Genomic DNA, 21,295 nt, shown 5'->3' with positions numbered 1-21,295 from the left:
AGCCCGCTTTTGACGTTGACGTTGACGTGGCTTCGGCCTCTGCGGGTGCAGGGCGCAGCCCTGCCTGACCCCCGCTACGGTAGGGTGGAGCGATGCGGCGCTGCAGCTTGGCGCCGCCCCATATTTGATTACACTTGAAACTTGTTTGCCCATGACTCCGGACACCCACCCATGAAGCTTGGTTCTTTGAAGGAAGGCGGCCGCGACGGCACCCTGATCGTCGTCTCGCGTGATCTGCGCCACGGCGTCCGCGCCACCGGCATCGCGGCCACCCTGCAGCAGGCCCTGGAGGACTGGAGCCGTGTCGCACCGCGCCTGAACGCGCTCTACGAATCACTGAACGCCGGTGACGCCGATGGCGTGTTCGACCTGGACCCGCAGACGCTGGCGGCGCCCCTGCCGCGCGCCTATGAATTCGTCGATGGCAGCGCCTACCTGCCGCACGTCGAGCGCGTCCGCCGCGCCCGCGGGGCCGAGGTTCCGGAAAGCTTCTACACCGACCCGCTGATGTACCAGGCCACCAGTGCCGGTTTCTACGGCCCGCGCGACGCGGTGAAGGTGGTCAGCGAGGAGTACGGCATCGATCTGGAGGCCGAACTGGTGGTCATCACCGACGACGTGCCGATGGCGGTCACCCCGGAGCAGGCCGCCGGCCACATCCAGCTGGTGGGTCTGGTCAACGACGTTTCGCTGCGCAACCTGATTCCGGGTGAGCTGGCCAAGGGCTTCGGCTTCCTGCAGTCCAAGCCGCGCTCGGCACTGTCGCCGGTGTTCGTCACCCCTGACGAACTGGGTGACGCCTGGCAGGACAACAAGGTGCACCTGCCGCTGGTCACCCACATCAATGGTGCGTGGTTCGGTGCGCCAGAGGCAGGCGTGGACATGCAGTTCAACTTCGCCCAGCTGGTGGCGCATGCGGCCAGGACCCGGCCGCTCGGCGCGGCGACCATCGTCGGCTCCGGCACCATCGCCAACGAGGACACCAGCAAGGGCGCGTCGTGCTTTGCCGAGCAGCGCACCGTGGAAACCCTGCGCGACGGCAAGCCGAGCACACCGTTCATGTCGTTCGGCGACGTGGTGCGGATTGAAATGTTCGACGCCGCCGGCAACAGCATCTTCGGTGCGATCGAGCAGCGCATCGAGCAGGCGGCCAGGCCCTGAGGATGGAGGCGGCGATGGAAATCCCGGTCGACGACGGCATCGTGCTGTACACCTACTGGCGATCCAGCGCCGCCTACCGCGTGCGCATCGGCCTGGAGCTGAAGGGCCTGCGCTGGGAGGCGCGACCGGTTCATCTGCTGCGTGACGGTGGTGAACAGCACGGCGAAGCCTATCGCGCCCTCAATCCGCAGGAGCGGGTGCCGACCCTGCTGCACGATGGGCAGGTGCTGACCCAGTCGCTGGCGATCCTGGAGTATCTGGACGAACGTTTTCCGCAGACGCCGCTGCTGCCGGCCGATGCGGCCGGCCGCGCCCGCGTGCGTGCGCTGGCGCAGCTGGTCGCCTGCGACATCCATCCGCTGAACAACCTGCGGGTGATGCAGCATCTGGAACGCGGCCTGCACCTGTCCGCCGAGGTCCGCACCCAGTGGACGCTGCAGTGGATCGCCGAAGGCTTTGCGGCCCTGGAAACCCTGCTGGCCGGGAGCAGCGACACCGGCACCTTCTGCCATGGCGACCGGCCCGGCCTGGCCGACATCTGCCTGCTGCCACAGGTGTACAACGCACATCGCTTTGGTCTGGATCTGTCGCCGTATCCGACCCTGCGCCGCATCGAAGCCGCCTGCCAGGCGCTGGACGCATTCGAGCGTGCGCGCCCCGAAAACCAGGTCGACGCGGCCTGATTGCCGCTGCGATCGCCGGGCATGGTCCGGCGCTACCCCTCGCTGGTTGGTGGCAGCGCGGGGCGACGCCCTGTGGATTCCGCATCCCCGATGAGCAACTGCCGCAGGTCATCGCGGAACAGCCGGTAGGCGTCTTCTCGACGGACCTCGTCGGCCTGCCGCAACACCCATGCGGGATGCACCGTGGCAGAGCCACGGGTGCCATCCGGCAGGGTGTGCCAACGGGCGCGATCACGCGTCAGGCTGAAATGGCTGCCGAACACCGCCGACGCCGCCGTTGCGCCCAGGCACACGATGATCTCCGGCCGCACCCGCTCGATCTCGCCGAGCAGCCACGGACGGCAGGCCTGCACATGGCGGCCCTGCGGACGTTTGTGCAGGCGCACCTTGCCGCGCCTCTCGTGGTGGAAATGCTTCACTGCGTTGGTCAGGTACAGCGTGGAGCGGGCGATACCCAGCTCGGAGAGGGCACGGTCCAGCAGCGCGCCGGCAGGTCCCGCGAAGGGGCGTCCGCACAGGTCCTCGGTGTCGCCCGGCTGTTCGCCGACCAGCATCACCCGTGCATCGCCAGGCCCTTCACCGAACACCACCTGCGTGGTGGACTCCCACAGGGGGCACTGCCGGCAGCCCGCTGCCTGGCGCTGCAGGGTAGCCAGATCACTGGAGGGTGAGGGGACCGGGGATGTCGCCTGCCGCGATGGAATCCGCCGCTGGGGTGGCTGCGCCGGGCGATCGTGCATGGCCTGCACGCGGTCGCCAGCATCGCGGATCAGCCCGGGCAGCAGCTGCGCCTCGGGCAGGTGCCGCCAGTACCGGGCAGGCATCTCCTGCTGCATCATCCGCGTGTTGAGGCGTGCGGGATTGAAGATGCTTGCGTAGTAGGTCTGCCAGAGCGTCTCGCGTGCGTCCTCCGCCGGCGCCTGCTCGCGGTGCCCGCCAGCGCCGAAGGACAGCGCCTGGCCATCCCAGTGCACGCTCCGGTAGGGGGTGAGGATGGCCCAGCGCATGCCAGCGAAGCGGCGTGCGAAGAACGCCGCGACCCGGTCGACGATCCGATGCTGCGGCTCGAACCATGCGATGAAGGCATCCTGCTCGCCGGGGATCTCGCGGAAGCGCACGAACGCCTTCATCTTGTGCGTGTCGCGGCGGACCGCCTGCGCCATCGTCATCGCGCGCAGCACATCGGCGTCGGTTGGATTGGAGAGCAGCGCGCGCTCGCCGTGCACGATCCGCCACAGCAGCCGGTACAGCAGTGGCATCGGCTGCGCATCGGCATGGCACAGGCAGGTGGAGGCCAGCTCAAGGAACGCACTCGGCACATGTGGCACGGAGGGCGTTTCCAGAAGCGGGGCCTGGGTCGCTGCAGGAGCATCCAGCAACGACCCGGCGCTGCTTTCCAACCAGTCCAGCTGCTCGGGCGACAGTCCGCGCAGCAGCGCTTCGCGCGCTGCACCCCGCCAGGCATCGAGCGACCACGGGGGATCGACCCGCAGCGACCAGCGCTGGGCGTCAGGCCGCCGGCGGTGCATCGAACGGCGATCCCTGGCGGGGCGGCGGCGCCAAACGCGCACGCAATGCCACAGGATCCTCCAGCGCCTTGCGTGGCTGGTGGTCAGCCAGCAGCACGAACGGCAGCAGCTTGCCCATCGGTGCCTTCAGCCTCGCAATGTCCGCCACCCGCAGCCGGCCATGGCGGCGCGCCATCAACACGCGTTTCACATTGCGTACGCCGAGCCCGGGAACCCGCAGCAGCAGTTCCTTCGGCGCACGATTGAGGTCGACCGGGAAGCGCTCGGGATGGCGGATCGCCCAGGCCATCTTCGGATCGATGTCCAGATCCAGCATGCCCCCCTGCGCGGTGTCGGTGATCTCTTCCACGCCGTAGCCATAGAAGCGCAGCAGCCAGTCCGCCTGGTACAGCCGATGCTCGCGCTGCAGAGGCGGCGGCTGTACCGGCAACTGCAGACTGGCGTCGGGAATGGGGCTGAAGGCCGAGTAGTAGACGCGGCGCATCCGGTAACTTCCGTACAGATTGTCGGCACTGCAGAGGATCTGCCTGTCGCTGGCGCCATCGGCACCGACGATCATCTGCGTGCTCTGCCCCGCCGGTGCGAAGCGCGGGGCTTTCGCTCGCGTCCGGCGCGGCGCGCCCGCGGTGATCGCGCGCGATGCCTTGCCGGCCTCCTTGGCCTCCTCGATGCGCCAGCGCAGCTCGCCCATGGCGCCGCGGATCGAGCCGACGGTCTTCTCCGGAGCCAGTTTCGTCAATCCGGCCTCGGTGGGCAGTTCGACATTGATCGAGAGACGGTCGGCGTGCCGGCCGGCCGCTGCCAGCAGTTCCGGCGATGCTTCGGGAATGGTCTTGAGGTGGATGTAGCCGGCGAAGCGATGTTCCTCGCGCAGCCGGCGGGCGACTTCCACCAGGCGCTCCATCGTGTAATCCGCATTGCGGATGATTCCGCTGGAAAGGAACAGGCCCTCGATGTAGTTGCGCTTGTAGAAATCCAGGGTCAGCGCGACCACCTCATCCACACTGAAACGCGCGCGTGGCACGTTGCTGGAGACGCGGTTGATGCAGTACGCACAGTCGTAGACGCAGAAGTTGGTGAGCAGGATCTTCAACAGGGACACGCAGCGGCCGTCCGGCGTGTAGCTGTGGCAGATGCCCATGCCCTCGGTGCTGCCGATGCCACCGCTGGTCCGGGAGTCGCGCTTGCCGGACCCGCTGGAAGCACAGGAGGCGTCGTATTTGGCGGCGTCGGCAAGAATGGCCAGCTTGCGGAGGGTGTCCATGGCGGCACGCTACGCAGGGGCTGTCTCATTGGGTGAGACAGCCCCTGAACTCTTCAGGATCTGCCGCCGGGCATGGCCCGGCGCTACCGATGCACTGGCACCCCCGCCGGGCATGGCCCGGCGGGGGTGGATCAGAAGCCGTGGGTGATGCTCGGCTGGCCTGCTGAATAGTCGGCGTACGGGTCGTGCTCGCCGCTGCTGCCTTCGGAGAGGCGGAACTTCAGCGCCAGGCCGTCGCGCGAATCGGCAGCGCGCAAGGCTTCCTCCTGCTCGATCACGCCAGACTTGGCGAGCCGGAACAGGCATTGGTCGAAGCTCTCCATGCCTTCTTCCAGCGAGGCTTCCATCGCGGCCTTGATCTCGTGCACCTGGCCGCGTCGCAGCAGGTCGCGGATCATCGGGGTGTTGATCAGCACCTCGGTGGCTGGAAGACGGCGGCCGTCCTTGTTCTTCACCAGGCGCTGGCTGATCACCGCACGCAGGTTCAGCGCCAGGTTCATCAGCACGTTCTTGTGCGCGCTTTCCGGGAAGAAGTTGAGGATCCGCTCGATGGTCTGGTCGGCATTGTTGGAATGCAGCGTGGCCAGGCACAGATGGCCGGTCTCGGCGAAGGCGATGGCCGCTTCCATCGTCTCGGCATCCAGGATCTCGCCGATCAGGATGACGTCCGGTGCCTCGCGCATCGCGTTCTTCAGCGCATTGTGGAAGGCATGGGTGTCCAGCCCCACTTCACGCTGGTTGACGATGGACATCTTGTGCTTGTGCAGGTACTCGATCGGATCCTCGATGGTGAGGATGTGTCCGGTCGTGGTGCTGTTGCGATGGTCGATCATCGACGCCAGCGAGGTCGATTTGCCGGAACCGGTGGACCCCACCACCAGCACCAGCCCGCGCGGGGTCATGATGACGTCCTTCAGCACCTGCGGCAGGTTCAGCTCCTCGATGCTCGGGATCCGGCTGCGGATGGCGCGGATGACCATGCCGACCTCGCCCCGCTGCTTGAACACGTTCACCCGGAAACGGCCGGCATCGGCCAGGGCGATGGCCATGTTGAGCTCCAGCTCGCGCTCGAACTGCGGCACCTGGCCCTCGTCCATCAGCGAATAGGCGATCTTCTTGACCATGCCGGGCGGCAGGCCGGTGTTGCCCAGCGGGTAAAGCTTCCCCTCGATCTTGATGTAGACCGGTGCTCCGGTGGTCAGGAACATGTCCGAGGCGTTCTTTTCGGTCATCAGCTTCAGGAAGTAGCCGATATCCATCGCGAATTTTCCCCAACGAAACTGCCGGCGCCCGTTGCAAGCACGGCGCTGGCTTGACGACAATGGCCGTGAACCGACAACCGGTACGGCCTCCCCAATGAAACGACCTAGCTTCGCACGAATGCGCCACGGCCTGTATGTGATGGCGTTTGCATTCGCACTGTCTGCCCCCGCCTGGGCGCAGGACGGTGCGCTGGAACTGGCCCAGGCCCGGCAGGCGGTGGACAAGGCCACCCAGGCCGATGCCGACCAGTACGCCCCGGACCTGATCGATCTGGCCCGGCAGGGCCTGGAGCAGGCGCAGCGCGCCGCTGGCGATCGCCGCGAACGCAAGAACGCCCCGGCCATGGCCCTGCGCGCGGCGGCCGATGCCGACCTGGCCCGCGCCCGCAGCGAGGAGGCCACTGCCACCGCGCAGCTGCAGCTGCGCCGCAACGAGGTCAACCAGCTGCAGCGCCAGCTCTCGACCGGGGAGGACCGCCGGTGAAACCCGTGAACGCCGCAACCCTGGCCGTACTGCTGGCTCTGCCGACCCTTGCCCTGGCGGCCGACAACCCCGTGGTGGCCCAGCTGAGCCAGCGCCTGATGGCCATCCAGGCCAATCCGGACACCGCCGAACTGGGCGCCTTCGAGCGCATGCAGGCCCAGCAGGCCATTGCCACCCTGGACAAGGCCAAGCGCCGCGACCAGGAGTTGGCGACCTACCTGGCCCAGCGCCGGGTCGAGATCGCCGAGACCGCCGTACGCGCGGCCCTGGCCGCCCGTGAGGTCGATCGGCTCGAGCGGACCCGCAGTGACCTGCTGATCGAGGCGAGCCGCCGCGATGCCGCCCGCGCCCGCCAGGAGGCCGAACAGCTGCGCATGCAGGCGCAGATGCAGGCCGAGGAAGCTGAACGCCTGCGTCAGGCTGCCGAGGCCGAGACGCTGGCGCGACAGGACGCCGAGAACGCCCTGACCAGCGTGGCCGGCAAGCAGCAGCAGCGATTGAGCGCGGCCCAGCAGAATGCGGCGAAACTGGCCCGCGAGGAGGCCGAGCTGGTGTCCGGGCAGAAGCTGCCGGGCTCGAAGTTCGACGGACGCGGCGAGGTCTTCACCTTCGCCGGTGATGCTTTCGGAGCGGGCGGCTCCAGTCTGTCCGCCGGGGCGCGCAACCAGGCCAAGGCGTTGGCCGAGTACCTGAACATCGGCAAGAAGGGCCGGCTGCGCATCGAGGCCTACGACAGCGCCAACGGCGTCGGGCAGAAGCGCGCCGAGGCCCTGCGTGATGCACTGGTGGCGGGCGGTGTCGCCAGCAACCGCATCCAGATCAGCGGCAAGAAGGCGGCGTCGACCCGGGCGCGCTCGGCCGAGGTCATCATCGCCCCGTAATTGATTGATATTGTTTGTTTTTCGTTGCGTTGAGCATTCAGCCTGAACCCCGCCCCGGCGGGGTTCGGTCTTTTTGTCGCAGGGGTCTTGTACCCCGCCCGGAGCAGGCGTAGGGTCAATCGTCCGGGACGCAATGCCGCGGACCGGACGATGGGAGGGCCGGGCCGATGCAAGCAGGGCGCGAACCGCAGCAGACCGACGTGCGCAGGCCAGTGCCGCAGGTCGTTGTGCGCACCCATGCAGCCATCGAACGGCGCTCCTCCATGAACAACGCCCCGTGCCTTGCGGCCGGGGCGTTCGCGTATCTGTCGAAGGAGGTCCATCATGTTTGAAGATCAGCCCCAGAGCGAGATCGACGCACGTCGCGCGCGTGATCCGGAGTTCAGGGCACTCCATGACCAGCACCGCAAGTTGAACAAGAAGTGCATGGACGCGGAGTTGGGTGTACTCCCGATCGATGATGTCACCCTGGGTCGCATGAAGCGTGAGAAGCTGCTGGCCAAGCAACGACTTCTGCGAATGTACGAAACACCGCTCCCAACGACGTCCGCCACGCTGTGACGCACCTCGTCACGCCCGGAACGGCGTGATCCGGCCACAGAAGGCCCGGCCAGGCGCTCGCGCCCTGGCGTCGCGGTACCGCCGATGACGGCGGCCGCGCCAAGGCACCACAGGCGGTGGTGCCTTGGCCCGCACGTCCCTGTCTCATCGATGCGGACGGTACCGGTCTCCTCGTCGATCCGGGGCCGTCCGCATCCCTTTTCCGGCAGCGTCGCGCCCATGCCCGGACTGACCTGACTTTCAGCGCCATCCGTCGGATAATCATCTGTCCGGCCCTGTGTGGCGCGAACCGAAAGTCCTGCGAATGCCCATCCATTCTTCCGTCCTCGAACTCATTGGCCAGACCCCGATCGTCAAGGCCCAGCGCCTGGACACCGGTGTCTGCGAGCTCTATCTGAAGCTCGAGAACGCCAACCCGGGTGGATCGATCAAGGATCGCATCGGCCTGTCGATGATCGAGGCAGCGGAGAAGCGCGGGGACCTGAAGCCGGGCGCGACGCTGGTCGAGGGCACCGCGGGCAACACCGGACTGGGCCTGGCCCTGGTCGCCCAGCAGAAGGGCTACAAGTTGATCCTGGTCGTTCCCGACAAGATGAGCCGGGAAAAGATCTTCAATCTGAAGGCGATGGGCGCTGAAGTGCGTCTGACCCGGTCGGACGTGGCCAAGGGCCACCCGGAGTACTACCAGGATCTGGCAAAGACCATCGCCGAGCAGACGCCGGGCGCCTACTTCATCAACCAGTTCGGCAACCCCGACAATCCGGCCGCCCACGAATTCGGCACCGGCCCGGAGATCCTGGAGCAGATGGGCGGCGATCTGGACGCCATCGTGTTCGGCTGCGGCAGCTCGGGCACCATGACCGGCCTGTCGCGCGCCTTCGCCACGCTGTCGCCGAAGACCGAGCTGGTGCTGGCCGACCCGGTCGGGTCGATCCTGGCCGAGTACATCAACGATGGCGTGCTCAATGACAAGTCGGGCAGCTGGCTGGTGGAAGGCATCGGCGAGGATTTCCTGCCCTCGATCTCCGATTTCAGCCGTGTCACCAAGGCCTATGCCATCAGCGACGCTGAGAGCTTCCACACCGCACGCGAACTGCTGGGCAAGGAAGGCATCCTCGGTGGCTCCTCCACGGGTACCCTGCTCGCCGCCGCACTGAAGTACTGCCGCGAGCAGACCACGCCGAAGAAGGTGCTGGTGCTGGTGTGCGACACCGGCAACAAGTACCTGTCGAAGATGTACAACGACTACTGGATGCTGGACAACGGCTTCCTCGAGCGCCCGCAGCACGGCGACCTGCGCGACCTGATCCTGCGCCCGTACGGCCAGCGCGACACCGTCGTGATCGGCCCGAATGATCTGTTGACCACCGCCTACCAGCGGATGAAGCTGTACGACGTCTCGCAGCTGCCGGTGATGGAGGGCGACCAGCTGGTCGGCATCGTCGATGAAAGCGACGTACTGCTGCATGTCTACGGCGACGAGGCGCGCTTCCGGGATCCGGTGGCCACGGCCATGGTCAGCAAGCTGGACCGGCTGGACGTGAAGTCGCCGATCGAAGCGCTGCTGCCCGTGTTCGACCGTGGCCAGGTGGCGATCGTCATGGACGGCAATGCCTTCCTCGGCCTGATCACCCGGATCGATCTGCTCAACTACCTGCGGCGTCGCGTTCAGTAACGCGAAGATCGCAGACGATCGCAGCTGAATTCACGTTTATTCGCGTCAAAGGTTGTTAAGGCCGCGCTGATAGACTTCCGCTCCTTCGACGGCACCGTCCACCGGTGCCCATCAGGAATCAACATGTCCAACGCTTCTTCCCAGGATCGCGCGCTCGCCCTGGCCACCCTGGCCATCCACGGCGGCCAGTCGCCCGATCCGAGCACCGGCGCGGTGATGCCGCCGATCTACGCCACCTCGACCTATGCGCAGTCCAGCCCGGGCGAGCACCAGGGCTTCGAATACTCGCGTACGCACAATCCGACCCGCTTTGCCTATGAGCGCTGCGTCGCCTCGCTGGAGGGGGGAACCCGCGGTTTCGCCTTTGCTTCCGGCATGGCCGCCAGCTCGACCGTGATCGAACTGCTGGACGCCGGCAGCCACGTGGTGGCGATGGATGACATCTACGGCGGCAGCTTCCGCCTGTTCGAGCGCGTGCGCCGTCGTACCGCCGGGCTGGACTTCAGCTTCGTCGATCTGACCGACCTGGCCGCGTTCGAGGCTGCGATCACGCCGGCCACGCGCATGGTGTGGATCGAAACCCCGACCAACCCGATGCTGAAGATCGTGGACATCGCCGCGGTCGCCGCCATCGCCAAGCGCCACGGCCTGATCGTGGTGGTGGACAACACATTCGCCTCACCGATGCTGCAGCGTCCGCTGGAACTGGGTGCGGACCTGGTCCTGCACTCGGCCACGAAGTACCTCAACGGGCATTCGGACATGGTCGGCGGCATGGTCGTGGTCGGCGACAACGCCGAACTGGCCGAGCAGATGGCGTTCCTGCAGAACTCGGTGGGGGGCGTGCAGGGGCCGTTCGACAGCTTCCTGGCCCTGCGTGGCCTGAAGACCCTGCCGCTGCGCATGAAGGCGCACTGCGCCAATGCGCTGGCCCTGGCCCAATGGCTGGAAAAGCACCCGGCGGTGGACAAGGTGATCTACCCCGGCCTGGCCTCGCACCCGCAGCACGACCTGGCGACCCGCCAGATGGGCGGCTACGGCGGCATCGTCTCGATCGTCCTCAAGGGCGGTTTCGAGGCGGCCAAGCGCTTCTGCGAGAAGACCGAGCTGTTCACCCTGGCCGAATCGCTCGGCGGCGTGGAGAGCCTGGTCAACCATCCTGCCGTGATGACCCATGCGTCGATCCCGGTCGCGCGCCGCGAGCAGCTGGGCATCAGCGATGCGCTGGTGCGCCTGAGCGTGGGGGTGGAAGACCTGGGCGACCTGCAGTTGGACCTGGAACGGGCGCTGGGTTGAGCCGCACCATGGCCAGCAACGACGAAAGCCGGGGAGGGACGCGGGCGCCACGTCGCATCGTCCACGCCCTGCGCGCCCGCCTGGGCGGGCTGCGCCGTTGGTGGCTTGCCCGCGGACTGGAGCAGGCGCGTTTCCCCGCGCTGCCCGCACCGGCCGCTGGCGACGCGCGCGGTGAAGCGCTGGTCTTCCCGCCGACCGATCCCACCCTGGGGCCGGGCGTCAATCTGTACGGCTACATCCACGGCCAGTTCGGCCTGGGGCAGGCGGCACGGATGTATGCCCGTGCCCTGCTGGGTGAGGGATATCCGGTTGCGGTGAACGATGCCGCCCTCCGCATCCCGCACGCGTGCAATGACCACAGCCTGTCCGGCCAGCTTGGACGGGGCGCGCCGTATCCATTCAACCTGGTATTCGTGAATCCGGACCTGTTCGGTGAACTGGCGCCCCGCCTGCCGCGCGATACCTACACCATCGCGTTCTGGTTCTGGGAACTGGATACCGTGCCGGCCGCATGGCAGCGAACGCTGGAGCAGGTCGACGAAGTCTGGGTCTCCACCCGCTTCGTCGAGGATGCCTTCCGGCGCGCGACCGGCAAGCCGGTGGTGCGCATTCCGCATCCGATCGTGCCGCAGCCCGGCGCGGATCTGTCCCGGTCCAGCTTCGGCCTGGACGACGACGCCTTCGTGTTCCTGTGCAGCTTCGACTTCAATTCGTCGATCCACCGCAAGAATCCGTGGGCGGTGCTGGCGGCGTTCCGCGCGGCCTTCGATGGCGCACCGGACAACGTGCAGCTGGTGATGAAGTGCAGCAACGGCTTCCGCCATCCGCAGCGGCTGCGCGAGCTGATGCAGCAGGCTGCCGGCGATCCGCGCATCCTGGTACGCGACCAGGTGCTCGACGATGCGCAGCTGCACGCATTGCAGGAAACTGCCGATGCCTATGTCTCGCTGCACCGCGCGGAAGGGCTGGGGCTCGGACTGGCCGAGAGCATGGCCCGTGGCAAGCCGGTGATCGCCACCGCCTGGTCGGGCAATCTCGATTTCATGAACGAGGGCAACAGCTGCCTGGTGCCGTTCCGCACGGTGCCGATCCGCCCGGGGGAGTATCCCTTCGCCGATGGCGGCACCTGGGCCGAGGCCGACGTGCAGGCCGCGGCAGCGTGGATGCGCCGGCTCGCCCGTGAACCGGGCCTGGCGCAGCAGATCGGCGCGCAGGCACGCAGCGACATCCTGGAAACCATGAGCCTGCAGGCCGCCGCAACGGCCATGCGCGCTCGATTGCAGTCTTTGGAACGACACGACCGATGAACCCAAGAACCACCCCCACCGGGCACGAGGATTGGACATGCTGGGTATGCTGAAAGCCCTGTGGAACTACCGCTATTTCATTTTTTCCTCGATCAAGAACGAGCTGCGGCTGCGCTTCATCCGCAGCCGCCTGGGCGCCCTGTGGATGATCATCCACCCGCTGATGCAGGTGCTGATCTTCGCCACGATCCTGTCCGAGGTGCTGGCCGCCAAGCTGCCGGGCATCGATGACAAGTACGGTTACGCGCTGTACCTGATGTCCGGCACCCTGTGCTGGACGATGTTCTCCGAGACCATCGGCAAGTCAGTGAACCTGTTCGTCGACAGCGGCAACTTGATGAAGAAGATGTCGTTCCCCCGCATCTGCCTGCCGTTCATCGCCGGTGGCACGATGCTGGTCAACAACGTGCTGCTGCTGGTGGCGATCTTCGCGGTGTTCGCGGTGATGGGCCACATGCCAACTGCCGAGGCCCTGTGGCTGCCGGCGCTGATGCTGCTGACGCTGAGTTTCTCGATGGCGCTGGGCCTGCTGCTGGGCGTGCTCAACGTGTTCATGCGCGATATCGGCCAGGTCGTCCCGGTGGTCCTGCAGGCATTGTTCTGGCTGACCCCCATCGTCTACCACATCACCATTCTGCCCGAGCGCGTGCAGGCGATCTTCCGGCTCAACCCGTTGCTGCCGCTGGTTACCAGCTACCAGAACGTGCTGCTGTTCGACAAGCCGCCGGTCTGGGGTGACCTGTTGTGGCTGATGATCGCCACGGTGGTGCTGGCATTGGCTTCGCTGGTGATGTTCCGTCGTGCCAGCCCGGAAATGGTGGATGCGCTATGAGTGGTGAACTGAAGGTCGACAACGTCGGCAAGGCGTATCGCGTCTGGACGAGCGAGTGGCTGCGCGCGGCCCGCTGGTTCGGTGTGCCGACGCGGCCCAAGGAAGAGAACTGGGTGCTGCGCAATGTGTCTTTCACCATCGCGCCCGGCGAAGCCGTGGGCGTGATCGGCCAGAACGGCGCGGGCAAGAGCACCCTGCTCAAGCTCATCACCGGCACCGCCCAGCCCACCGAGGGCCAGGTGACGCGGACCGGCCGCGTTGCGGCGATCCTCGAGCTGGGCATGGGCTTCAACCCCGACCTCACCGGTCGCCAGAACGCGTTCCACTCCGCAGGCCTGATGGGCTACTCGCAGGAGCAGATCGAAGCCGCGATGCCGGAGATCGAGGCCTTCGCCGAAGTGGGCGAGTATTTCGACCAGCCCGTGCGTACCTATTCCAGCGGCATGCAGGTGCGCGTGGCGTTTGCCGTCGCCACTGCATTCACCCCGGACCTGCTGATCGTCGACGAGGCCCTGTCGGTCGGCGACAGCTACTTCCAGCACAAGAGCTTCGACCGCATGCGTCGCTTCCGCGAGGAGGGCACGTCGATCATGCTGGTCTCGCACAGCCTCAGCGACGTGAAGGCACTGTGCGACCGCGCGATCCTGCTGGACAAGGGACGAGTGCTGAAGGATGGCGAGCCGGACGAGGTCATCGATTTCTACAACGCGCTGATCGCGAAGAAGGAAAACGAGACGCTTGCGGTCGAGCAGCGCCGTGGCAAATCCGGCTGGGTGACTACCCGGAGCGGGACCGGCCAGGCCCGCGTGGAATCGCTGCGACTGCTCGATGGCGAAAGCAGCCAGGAGGTCAAGCTGGCAACCGTTGGCCAGAAGCTCCGGCTTGAACTGAAGGCACAGGTCAGTGCCGACCTGCCCAGCCTGGTACTGGGGTTCATGCTGCGCGACAAGCAGGGCCACATCATCTGGGGCAGCAATACCTGGCATACCGGTCAGGTCCAGCGAGATGTACGGGGCGGAGAACAGGTGGTCTACCACCTGGACTTCACCTGTACGCTGGGCCCGGGTTCCTACTCGGTGTCGCCGGCGCTGGTCAGCACCGAAACGCACATGGTCGACAACTTCGAGTGGGTGGACAACCTGCTGGTGTTCGACGTGATGAATGCCGACAGGACCACGTTCATCGGATCGAACTGGCTTGATGCTGCCTTCAGCGTCGAACGCAGCCGCGCATCGGCCGATGGTGTGCAGGCGGACTGACGGACAACCATGTCAAAGCTGATTTCCTACGCGCAGAATTTCGAAGACGTGATGCTCTGGCGCGCGCTGTCACATGTGGTCAATGGCTGCTATGTCGATGTGGGCGCACAGAGCCCCGATACCGACTCGGTAAGCAGGATGTTCTACGAGCATGGCTGGCGCGGTGTGCACGTGGAGCCCACGCCGCAGTATGCCAACCTGCTGCGCGATCGCCGGCCGGATGAGGTGGTGCTGCAGGTTGCCGTAAGCGATCAACCCGGGATACTGCAGTTCTTCAACATCGCCGATACCGGCCTGAGCACCACGGATCCGGCCATCGCTGCCGAACATCGGGAGGCGGGCTTCAACGTCTCCGACGTGCGTGTGCCGGCGCTGACGCTGGACACCGTGCTGGAGCAGGTGCCAGCCACCGACATCCACTGGTTGAAGGTCGACGTCGAGGGCGCCGAGGAACTGGTGCTGCGCGGCTGGCAGCGCGATACCCGCTTGCCCTGGCTGGTGGTGGTGGAAAGCACGCGTCCGCTGAGTTCGGAACAATCCCACCAGAACTGGGAACCGATCCTGCTCGACAAGGGGTACCGGTTCGTCTATTTCGACGGCCTCAACCGGTTCTACGCCAGTGCGCAGCATCCCGAACTGGATGCGGCATTCGGGAGCGGACCCAATGTGTTCGATGATTTCAGTCTGAGTTCGGGCTCGCAGTTCTGCTCGCAGATCAACCTGGCCTATCACGAACTGCAGACGCTGGCGGATCGACGCGAGGTCGAACTGAACGAGCGGATCCAGGATCTGGACGCGGCACTGCAGCGGGCGCAGGAAGAATCCGCCGAGGCAACCGAGCACAACGCCCGGGCAATGGAAAGGCTGCGCAGCGAGCACGAAGGCGCGGTCCGTGCGATGGCAGTGGCCCAGCGGGAACTGGTGAGCAAGCATGAGCGTGAGCGCAGCCTGCTCGACAGGAAGGCGCTGGCCGAACTGCACGAGCTGACTGAGCAGGTCACCAAGGGCAAGCACGAGGCCCATCGTTGGTGGTTGGCGCATGAGCAGCTGCGCGCGCAGCTGGATGCGATCGAACGCAGCCGTTCGTGGCAGCTCACGCGGCCGTTCCGGGCAGTGCGCCGACGCCTGTCGTCCAGCGTGCTGGGCCGCATGAAACGTGCGCTGCGGCCGGCGGTCGTGCGCGCGCTGAAGGTCGCCATGGCCGCACCGTGGCTGCGACGCCTGGCCAAGCCCCTGGTTACGCGCATTCCCTTCCTTCACCAGCGCCTGCAGAAGATCGCCATCAGCGAACAGCTGTTCGAGATCGAGCGGGCGCGATTGGCTGCAATGGAGGGCAACGAGCACGAAGTCACTGTCGTCCATCTGGATCGACGGGCCCGGCGCGTGCTGGAAGACCTGAAGCGTTCAAGGAATGAAAGGGCTGCCCGATGAGAGTGCTGATTGACCTGCAGGGTGCACAGACCGAGAGCCGATTCCGGGGCATCGGGCGCTATTCGACCTCGCTGGCGCAAGCGATGGCCCGCAATGCGGGCGACCATGAGATCTGGGTGGCGGTCAACGGCACCTTCCCCGATGGCATCGGCGACATCCGCCAGGCCCTGGATGGCCTGGTCCCGCAGGAACGGATCCGTCAGTTCGATGCCTTCAGCCGGGTAGGCTGGCCGAACGCCGCGGATGCGTGGCGGCGTGGTGCATCCGAGCTGATGTGGGAAGCGTTCCTGGATGGCCTCCAGCCCGACTTCATCCACGTATCCAGCCTGTTCGAAGGTTCCCAGGGCGGTGCGGTCGGCTCGATCGGCAAGTTGCCGGGCGTACGGGCGGCGACTGCGCTGACCCTTTATGACCTGATTCCGCTGCTCAATCCCGACGTCTATCTGGCATCGGACTGGGTCCGGTCCTGGTACATGGACAAGGTCGAGTCGCTCAAGCGCGCCGACCTGCTGCTGTCGATCTCCCAGCACGCGCGGCAGGAGGCATTGCAGGCGTTGGATATCGATCCGGCGCGTGTGGTCAACATCTCCTCGGCAATCTCGCCGCACTTCGTGCCGATGGTCATCGGCGAACGCGAGCAGACCCTGTTCCGCGAGCGCTTCGGCCTGCGTGGCCGCTACGTGATGTACAGCGGGGCAATGGAGCCGCGCAAGAATGCAGAGGGTCTGCTGCGGGCATTCTCCCTGATGGATCCTGCCGTACGTGCGTCGACGCAGCTGGTCATCGCCGGCAAAGTGTCCGAGCACGACCGCCGCAATTTCGATGCGCTGGCAGCGCAGCTCGGCGTCAGCAACCAGGTGGTGTTCACCGGCTATATCACCGACGAAGAGCTGATTGCGCTGTACAGCGCGACGGCGGCCTTCGTGTTCCCCTCGTTGCATGAAGGCTTTGGCCTGCCCGCGCTGGAGGCCATGTCCTGCGGAGCACCGACCATTGGCTCAGGCACGACCAGCATCCCCGAGGTGATCGGTCGTGAAGATGCGTTGTTCGATCCAACGGAGCCTGCTTCGATCGCCCGCTCCATGCAGAACGTCCTGACTGACACCGCATTCGCCGATTCCCTGCGTGCCCATGCTCCCCGACAGGCGGCGAAGTTCTCGTGGGACAATTCGGCCAAGGCCGCGCTGCAGGCCATGGAAGCGGTCGCATCGCGTCGTGCGCCACGCGATCGCCGCTGGGTCGCCGCGTCGCCTGCACTCGACGCCGGCTACCGCACCCTGGTCCAGGCGGTGGGTGGGCTGGACGTCGGCTGCGAGCCGGAACCCTTCGAACTGCAGCAGGCGGCAGCGCTGATCTCCTCCGGAATGGCGGCCAACGAGGCGCTCGCACGCGGCGGTGAGCTGCCCGCGTCGCTGTCCTGGCGCGTGGAAGGGCCATTCGACAGCAGCTACAGCCTGGCCCTGGTGAACCGTTGCCTCGCGGAAGCATTGGCCGATCGTGGCCACCGCGTGGGTCTGCATTCGACCGAGGGCCCGGGTGATTTCGATCCGTCACCGCAGTTCCTTGCGCGCAATCCGCGCGTGGCGGCGCTGCATGCTGCCGTGGCCGCGATCCCGGCCGACCAGGCCGATGTGACCAGCCGGCTGCTGTATCCGCCACGGGTTGCCGATGCACGCGCAAGGATGAACCTGCTGCACGCCTATCCCTGGGAGGAGAGCGGTTTTCCGCAGGAGTGGGTCGAGGAGTTCAATGACAGCCTGCAGGGGATCTCCTGCGTTTCGCATCATGTCGAGAAGATCATGGTGGATAACGGCGTGTCGGTTCCCCTTGGCGTCTGCTGGAACGGCGTGGATCACTGGGAGCAGATTGTTGCCGATGCGACCTATCCGGTGCCGGGCAGGGGGTTCCGCTTCCTCCACGTGTCCTCGTGCTTCCCGCGCAAGGGCGTGGACGCGATGCTTCTGGCCTATGGCAAGGCGTTCAGCGCCGCCGACGATGTCAGCCTCGTCATCAAGACCTTCGCCAATCCACACAATGAAGTGCATCGCTGGCTGGCTGACGCACGCCGCGACAACCCGGATTATCCGGACGTGCACATCATCGAGGAGGACGTGAGCGACGCCCAGCTCAAGCATCTGTACGCGAGCTGCAACGCGCTGCTGGCGCCGAGCCGGGCTGAAGGCTTTGGCCTGCCATTGGCCGAAGCGATGCTGGGCGGCCTGCCGGTGATCACCACCAACTGGGGGGGGCAGCTGGATTTCTGCAGCGAAGAAACCGCCTGGATGGTGGATTACCGCTTCGTTCCGGCGCAGACCCACTTCAATCTGCGCAATTCGGTCTGGGCCGAACCCGATGTCGACGCGCTGGCCGCCGCAATGCGTGAGGTGCACGGCGCCGATCCGGCGCGTGTGCGGGACAAGGTCGAGGCCGCGCGGCGACTTCTGAAGTCGCGCTTCACGTGGTCCGATGCCGCGCGGAGACTGGAGCAGGACGTACGCGCGTTCGCGGCGCAGCCGACGCTGCCCGATGCGCGCGTCGGCTGGATCACGACCTGGAATACGCGCTGCGGCGTGGCCAGTTACGCCAGCTATCTCGTGGAGAGCGGCGGAACGCCGGTGGCGATCCTGGCGGCCGAGGCCGATGACCGCACGTTCCGCGATGGGCCAGAGGTTGTCCGCTGCTGGCGGCAGGGCGAAGGCGACATGCTCGAGCGGCTGGAACAGCAGATCGAGCGCCTGAAGCTGGACACGCTGATCATCCAGTTCCAGTACGGCTTCTTTGACTTCCCCGCGTTCTCGGCCTTCCTTGAGCGGCAGCAGGCGGCCGGCAGGGGCCTGATCGTGATGATGCATGCAACCGTTGATGCCGCGGAGAATCCGCGCAAGCGGCTGCGCGACCTGGGGCCGGCACTGGCCGGCTGCGATCGCGTGCTGGTGCACTCCATACACGACCTCAACCGTCTCAAGGACATCGGCGTGGAGCGCAACACCGCGATGTTCCCGCACGGCATCCTGGAACCGGCTGAGCCGGCGGCGGCAAACACGGGCGCACGCCTGCGCGTCGTTTCCTACGGTTTCTTCCTGCCGCACAAGGGGTTGCTGGAACTGATCGACGCTGTTGCGTTGATGGTCGCCCAGGGCGTGGACGTCGAACTGGCGATGATCAATGCCGAGTATCCGGTGGATGTCTCGCGGCAGCAGATCGACCAGGCGGTGGCGCGCGTCGTGCAGCACGGCCTGCAGTCGCGTGTGCGGATGGTGACCCGTTTCCTGCGTGACCAGGAGAGCATGCAGGAGCTGGTGCAGGCCGATGTGGTGGTGTTCCCATACCAGGGCACCGGCGAATCCTCCAGCGCGGCAGTCCGCTACGGGCTGGCCTCAGGCCGCCCGGTGGCCGTCACGCCGCTGGCGATCTTCGACAACGTCGGCGACGTCGTTCACCGTCTGCCCGGGACCTCCCCGGCCGATCTTGCGGCCGGTCTGCGGCAACTGCTGCGTGCCAGCCGTGACGGCGATCCAGTGTTGGCCGAAGTGCAGCAGCGTGCCGCACAATGGCGCGCCGAACACCGGTATCCTGCGCTGGCCCGCCGTCTGGACTCCATGGCTCGACAGATCCTCCGCACGCGTCGGCAGGTTCTGGCTGCAAATACACTCAATCATCAGGACGAGAAGCAATGAAGAAGGCAATCATCACAGGCATCACGGGTCAGGACGGCGCCTATCTCACCCAGCTGCTGCTGGAGAAGGGCTATGAAGTGCACGGCACCTACCGCCGCACCAGCTCGGTCAATTTCTGGCGCCTGGATGAGCTGGGCGTGACCAACCACCCGAACCTGCACCTGGTGGAGTACGACCTGACCGACCTCGGCACGTCGCTGGCGATGGTGCAGAAGATCCAGCCGGACGAGATCTACAACCTGGCCGCACAGAGCTTCGTCGGCGTCAGCTTCGACCAGCCGACCACCACCGCGCAGATCACCGGTGTGGGTGCACTGAACCTGCTGGAAGCGATCCGCCTGGTCAATCCGAAGATCCGCTTCTACCAGGCGTCGACCTCGGAAATGTTCGGCAAGGTGCAGGCCGTGCCGCAGGTGGAGGACACCCCGTTCTACCCGCGCAGCCCGTACGGCGTGGCCAAGCTCTACGCGCACTGGATCACTGTCAACTACCGCGAGAGCTACGACATCTTCGGTTCCAGCGGCATCCTGTTCAACCACGAAAGCCCGCTGCGCGGGCGCGAGTTCGTGACCCGCAAGATCACCGACTCGGTTGCCAAGATCAAGCTGGGCCAGCTGGACGTCCTGGAACTGGGCAACCTGGACGCCAAGCGTGACTGGGGCTTCGCCAAGGAATACGTGGAAGGCATGTGGCGCATGCTGCAGGCCGAGCAGCCGGACACCTTCGTGCTGGCCACCAACCGTACCGAGACCGTGCGCGACTTCGTGGCGATGGCGTTCAAGGGCGCCGGCATCGATGTCGAGTTCAAGGGCAAGGACGTGGACGAAGTCGCGGTGGACACCGCCACCGGCAAGACCGTGATGCGCATCAATCCGAAGTTCCACCGCCCGGCCGAAGTCGATCTGCTGATCGGCAACCCGGAAAAGGCCGAGCGCATCCTTGGCTGGAAGCCGCAGACCAGCCTGGAACAGCTGTGCCAGATGATGGTCGAGGCTGACCTCAAGAGGAACGAGCGTGGCTTCTCGTTCTGAGTTGTCAGGCCAGCGCGTGCTGGTCACGGGGGCGTCCGGGTTCACCGGGCGCTACGTGATCGAGCGCCTGCGTGCTGCCGGTTGCGATGTGCATGATCTGCATTCCGGCGACACCGCAACGTCGGTCAATCTGCTCGACCGTGCTGCGCTCAAGCAGCACGTCGCCAGAGTGCGTCCGCAGCGCGTGGTCCATCTGGCTGCGATCTCGTTCGTCGCCCACGGTGATGCCGACGAGATCTACCGGGTCAACGTGGTGGGTACGCGCAATCTGCTGGAAGCGCTGGCGTCTCTGGACGAGGCGCCGAGCAATGTACTGCTGGCCAGCAGTGCCAATGTCTACGGCAACGCGTCCGGCGTGCTCGACGAGCAGGCGCCGCTTTCGCCGCAGAACGACTACGCGGTCAGCAAGATGGCGATGGAGGCCATGGCGGCGCTGTGGATCGATCAGCTTCCGCTGACCCTGGTGCGTCCATTCAACTACACCGGCGTGGGCCAGGACGAGAAGTTCCTGATTCCGAAGATCGTGGCGCACTTCCGCCGCGGTGCCGATGTGATCGAGCTGGGCAACACCGATGTCTCGCGCGATTTCAATGACGTGCGGGGCGTGGCCGCTGCCTACGAAGGCCTGCTGGCACTACCGGGCAATGGCCAGACCTACAACGTCTGCTCCGGCCAGGAGCATTCGCTGCATGAGGTCATCGAACGCATGCGTGGCATCTCCGGCCGCGACATCGAAGTGAAAGTGAATCCCGCCTTCGTCCGCGCCAACGAGGTCAAGTCGCTGCGTGGTGACAACGGCAAGCTGCGGGCCGCGGTCGGCTCATTGCCGGACTTCGATCTGGGCGAGACGCTTCGTTGGATGTACCAGGCCCGCGCGGAGGCCTGAAAGAGCGCGGGGTCCGCTTCGGCGGATCCCGCCTTCAGTGCAGGGAGAACACGCAGTGCATTATGTCTGGCAACTG

Annotated in this window: 17 protein-coding genes; 14 read left to right on the top strand and 3 right to left on the bottom strand. The window is 66.0% G+C overall.

The features are described from left to right. Positions 1 to 171: 171 nt before the first annotated feature. Both N5J29_RS17330 and maiA read left to right on the top strand, forming a co-directional pair. The gene (locus tag N5J29_RS17330; RefSeq protein WP_164152886.1) at positions 172 to 1,161 is read left to right on the top strand and encodes a fumarylacetoacetate hydrolase family protein; all 990 of its coding nucleotides are present in this window, start codon (positions 172 to 174) and stop codon (positions 1,159 to 1,161) included. Positions 1,162 to 1,175: 14 nt separating this feature from the next. Then, entirely contained in the window at positions 1,176 to 1,844 is a 669-nt protein-coding gene (maiA, locus tag N5J29_RS17325; RefSeq protein WP_164152887.1) for a maleylacetoacetate isomerase, read from the top strand. A gap of 32 nt (positions 1,845 to 1,876) precedes the next feature. Here the strand turns inward: maiA and N5J29_RS17320 are convergent, their stop codons facing one another. From N5J29_RS17320 to N5J29_RS17310, 3 genes are all read right to left on the bottom strand, one after another. Continuing rightward, a complete protein-coding gene (locus N5J29_RS17320; RefSeq protein WP_164152888.1) occupies positions 1,877 to 3,373 on the bottom strand; it encodes a UdgX family uracil-DNA binding protein in 1,497 nt (498 codons plus the stop codon). Then, positions 3,354 to 4,637 carry a putative DNA modification/repair radical SAM protein gene (locus tag N5J29_RS17315; RefSeq protein ID WP_164152889.1) on the bottom strand — a complete coding sequence of 428 codons (1,284 nt, stop codon included), beginning with the start codon at positions 4,635 to 4,637 and terminating at the stop codon, positions 3,354 to 3,356. Before N5J29_RS17315 ends, N5J29_RS17320 begins: the two co-directional genes overlap by 20 nt. A gap of 131 nt (positions 4,638 to 4,768) precedes the next feature. Further along, positions 4,769 to 5,896 (bottom strand): PilT/PilU family type 4a pilus ATPase, encoded by a 1,128-nt coding sequence (locus tag N5J29_RS17310; protein ID WP_053516991.1) that lies wholly within the window; start codon positions 5,894 to 5,896, stop codon positions 4,769 to 4,771. A gap of 121 nt (positions 5,897 to 6,017) precedes the next feature. On the opposite strand from N5J29_RS17310, the gene N5J29_RS17305 reads away from it, so the two are divergent. The 12 genes from N5J29_RS17305 to N5J29_RS17250 all read left to right on the top strand — a co-directional run bounded on the left by N5J29_RS17305 (position 6,018) and on the right by N5J29_RS17250 (position 21,219). After that, complete coding sequence (locus N5J29_RS17305; RefSeq protein ID WP_053516990.1) at positions 6,018 to 6,383, top strand: DUF4398 domain-containing protein; 366 nt, start codon at positions 6,018 to 6,020, stop codon at positions 6,381 to 6,383. Next, positions 6,380 to 7,264 carry an OmpA family protein gene (locus N5J29_RS17300; RefSeq protein ID WP_053516988.1) on the top strand — a complete coding sequence of 295 codons (885 nt, stop codon included), beginning with the start codon at positions 6,380 to 6,382 and terminating at the stop codon, positions 7,262 to 7,264. The genes N5J29_RS17305 and N5J29_RS17300 overlap by 4 nt, the downstream gene beginning before the upstream one ends. 324 nt (positions 7,265 to 7,588) lie before the next feature. Further along, entirely contained in the window at positions 7,589 to 7,825 is a 237-nt protein-coding gene (locus N5J29_RS17295; protein WP_053516987.1) for a YdcH family protein, read from the top strand. A 304-nt stretch (positions 7,826 to 8,129) separates the two neighbouring features. Continuing rightward, a complete protein-coding gene (locus tag N5J29_RS17290; RefSeq protein WP_053516986.1) occupies positions 8,130 to 9,500 on the top strand; it encodes a pyridoxal-phosphate dependent enzyme in 1,371 nt (456 codons plus the stop codon). Between the two features lie 123 nt (positions 9,501 to 9,623). Continuing rightward, on the top strand, positions 9,624 to 10,796 hold the full coding sequence (locus N5J29_RS17285; protein WP_065175355.1) for a cystathionine gamma-synthase: 1,173 nt from the start codon (positions 9,624 to 9,626) through the stop codon (positions 10,794 to 10,796). An 8-nt stretch (positions 10,797 to 10,804) separates the two neighbouring features. Continuing rightward, positions 10,805 to 12,103: a glycosyltransferase family 4 protein gene (locus N5J29_RS17280; protein ID WP_239519823.1), complete on the top strand. Its 1,299-nt coding sequence runs from the start codon at positions 10,805 to 10,807 to the stop codon at positions 12,101 to 12,103. A 37-nt stretch (positions 12,104 to 12,140) separates the two neighbouring features. Next, positions 12,141 to 12,935: an ABC transporter permease gene (locus tag N5J29_RS17275; RefSeq protein ID WP_111186692.1), complete on the top strand. Its 795-nt coding sequence runs from the start codon at positions 12,141 to 12,143 to the stop codon at positions 12,933 to 12,935. Then, complete coding sequence (locus N5J29_RS17270; RefSeq protein WP_053516984.1) at positions 12,932 to 14,194, top strand: ABC transporter ATP-binding protein; 1,263 nt, start codon at positions 12,932 to 12,934, stop codon at positions 14,192 to 14,194. The genes N5J29_RS17275 and N5J29_RS17270 overlap by 4 nt, the downstream gene beginning before the upstream one ends. Positions 14,195 to 14,203: 9 nt before the next feature. Beyond that, on the top strand, positions 14,204 to 15,625 hold the full coding sequence (locus N5J29_RS17265; RefSeq protein WP_164152890.1) for an FkbM family methyltransferase: 1,422 nt from the start codon (positions 14,204 to 14,206) through the stop codon (positions 15,623 to 15,625). Next, on the top strand, positions 15,622 to 19,302 hold the full coding sequence (locus tag N5J29_RS17260) for a glycosyltransferase (protein ID WP_164152891.1): 3,681 nt from the start codon (positions 15,622 to 15,624) through the stop codon (positions 19,300 to 19,302). The genes N5J29_RS17265 and N5J29_RS17260 overlap by 4 nt, the downstream gene beginning before the upstream one ends. Then, positions 19,299 to 20,333, top strand: coding sequence for a GDP-mannose 4,6-dehydratase (gmd, locus tag N5J29_RS17255; RefSeq protein WP_053516980.1), 1,035 nt, complete (start codon positions 19,299 to 19,301; stop codon positions 20,331 to 20,333). The genes N5J29_RS17260 and gmd overlap by 4 nt, the downstream gene beginning before the upstream one ends. Further along, complete coding sequence (locus N5J29_RS17250) at positions 20,317 to 21,219, top strand: GDP-mannose 4,6-dehydratase (RefSeq protein ID WP_053516979.1); 903 nt, start codon at positions 20,317 to 20,319, stop codon at positions 21,217 to 21,219. Before gmd ends, N5J29_RS17250 begins: the two co-directional genes overlap by 17 nt. Positions 21,220 to 21,295: the final 76 nt, after the last annotated feature.

The sequence above is a fragment of the Stenotrophomonas sp. GD03680 genome (assembly GCF_029844625.1).
Taxonomy (GTDB): Bacteria; Pseudomonadota; Gammaproteobacteria; order Xanthomonadales; family Xanthomonadaceae; genus Stenotrophomonas; species Stenotrophomonas maltophilia_P.
This window is presented reverse-complemented; position numbering and strand designations above follow the sequence as displayed.

Coding starts and splice junctions, on each gene's coding strand:
- maiA (WP_164152887.1), top strand. CDS start 1,176: ATGGAAATCCCGGTCGACGACGGCATCGTGCTGTACACCTACTGGCGA.
- N5J29_RS17275 (WP_111186692.1), top strand. CDS start 12,141: ATGCTGGGTATGCTGAAAGCCCTGTGGAACTACCGCTATTTCATTTTT.
- N5J29_RS17295 (WP_053516987.1), top strand. CDS start 7,589: ATGTTTGAAGATCAGCCCCAGAGCGAGATCGACGCACGTCGCGCGCGT.
- N5J29_RS17310 (WP_053516991.1), bottom strand. CDS start 5,896: ATGGATATCGGCTACTTCCTGAAGCTGATGACCGAAAAGAACGCCTCG.
- N5J29_RS17285 (WP_065175355.1), top strand. CDS start 9,624: ATGTCCAACGCTTCTTCCCAGGATCGCGCGCTCGCCCTGGCCACCCTG.
- gmd (WP_053516980.1), top strand. CDS start 19,299: ATGAAGAAGGCAATCATCACAGGCATCACGGGTCAGGACGGCGCCTAT.
- N5J29_RS17315 (WP_164152889.1), bottom strand. CDS start 4,637: ATGGACACCCTCCGCAAGCTGGCCATTCTTGCCGACGCCGCCAAATAC.
- N5J29_RS17330 (WP_164152886.1), top strand. CDS start 172: ATGAAGCTTGGTTCTTTGAAGGAAGGCGGCCGCGACGGCACCCTGATC.
- N5J29_RS17305 (WP_053516990.1), top strand. CDS start 6,018: ATGCGCCACGGCCTGTATGTGATGGCGTTTGCATTCGCACTGTCTGCC.
- N5J29_RS17290 (WP_053516986.1), top strand. CDS start 8,130: ATGCCCATCCATTCTTCCGTCCTCGAACTCATTGGCCAGACCCCGATC.
- N5J29_RS17260 (WP_164152891.1), top strand. CDS start 15,622: ATGAGAGTGCTGATTGACCTGCAGGGTGCACAGACCGAGAGCCGATTC.
- N5J29_RS17320 (WP_164152888.1), bottom strand. CDS start 3,373: ATGCACCGCCGGCGGCCTGACGCCCAGCGCTGGTCGCTGCGGGTCGAT.
- N5J29_RS17280 (WP_239519823.1), top strand. CDS start 10,805: ATGGCCAGCAACGACGAAAGCCGGGGAGGGACGCGGGCGCCACGTCGC.
- N5J29_RS17270 (WP_053516984.1), top strand. CDS start 12,932: ATGAGTGGTGAACTGAAGGTCGACAACGTCGGCAAGGCGTATCGCGTC.
- N5J29_RS17265 (WP_164152890.1), top strand. CDS start 14,204: ATGTCAAAGCTGATTTCCTACGCGCAGAATTTCGAAGACGTGATGCTC.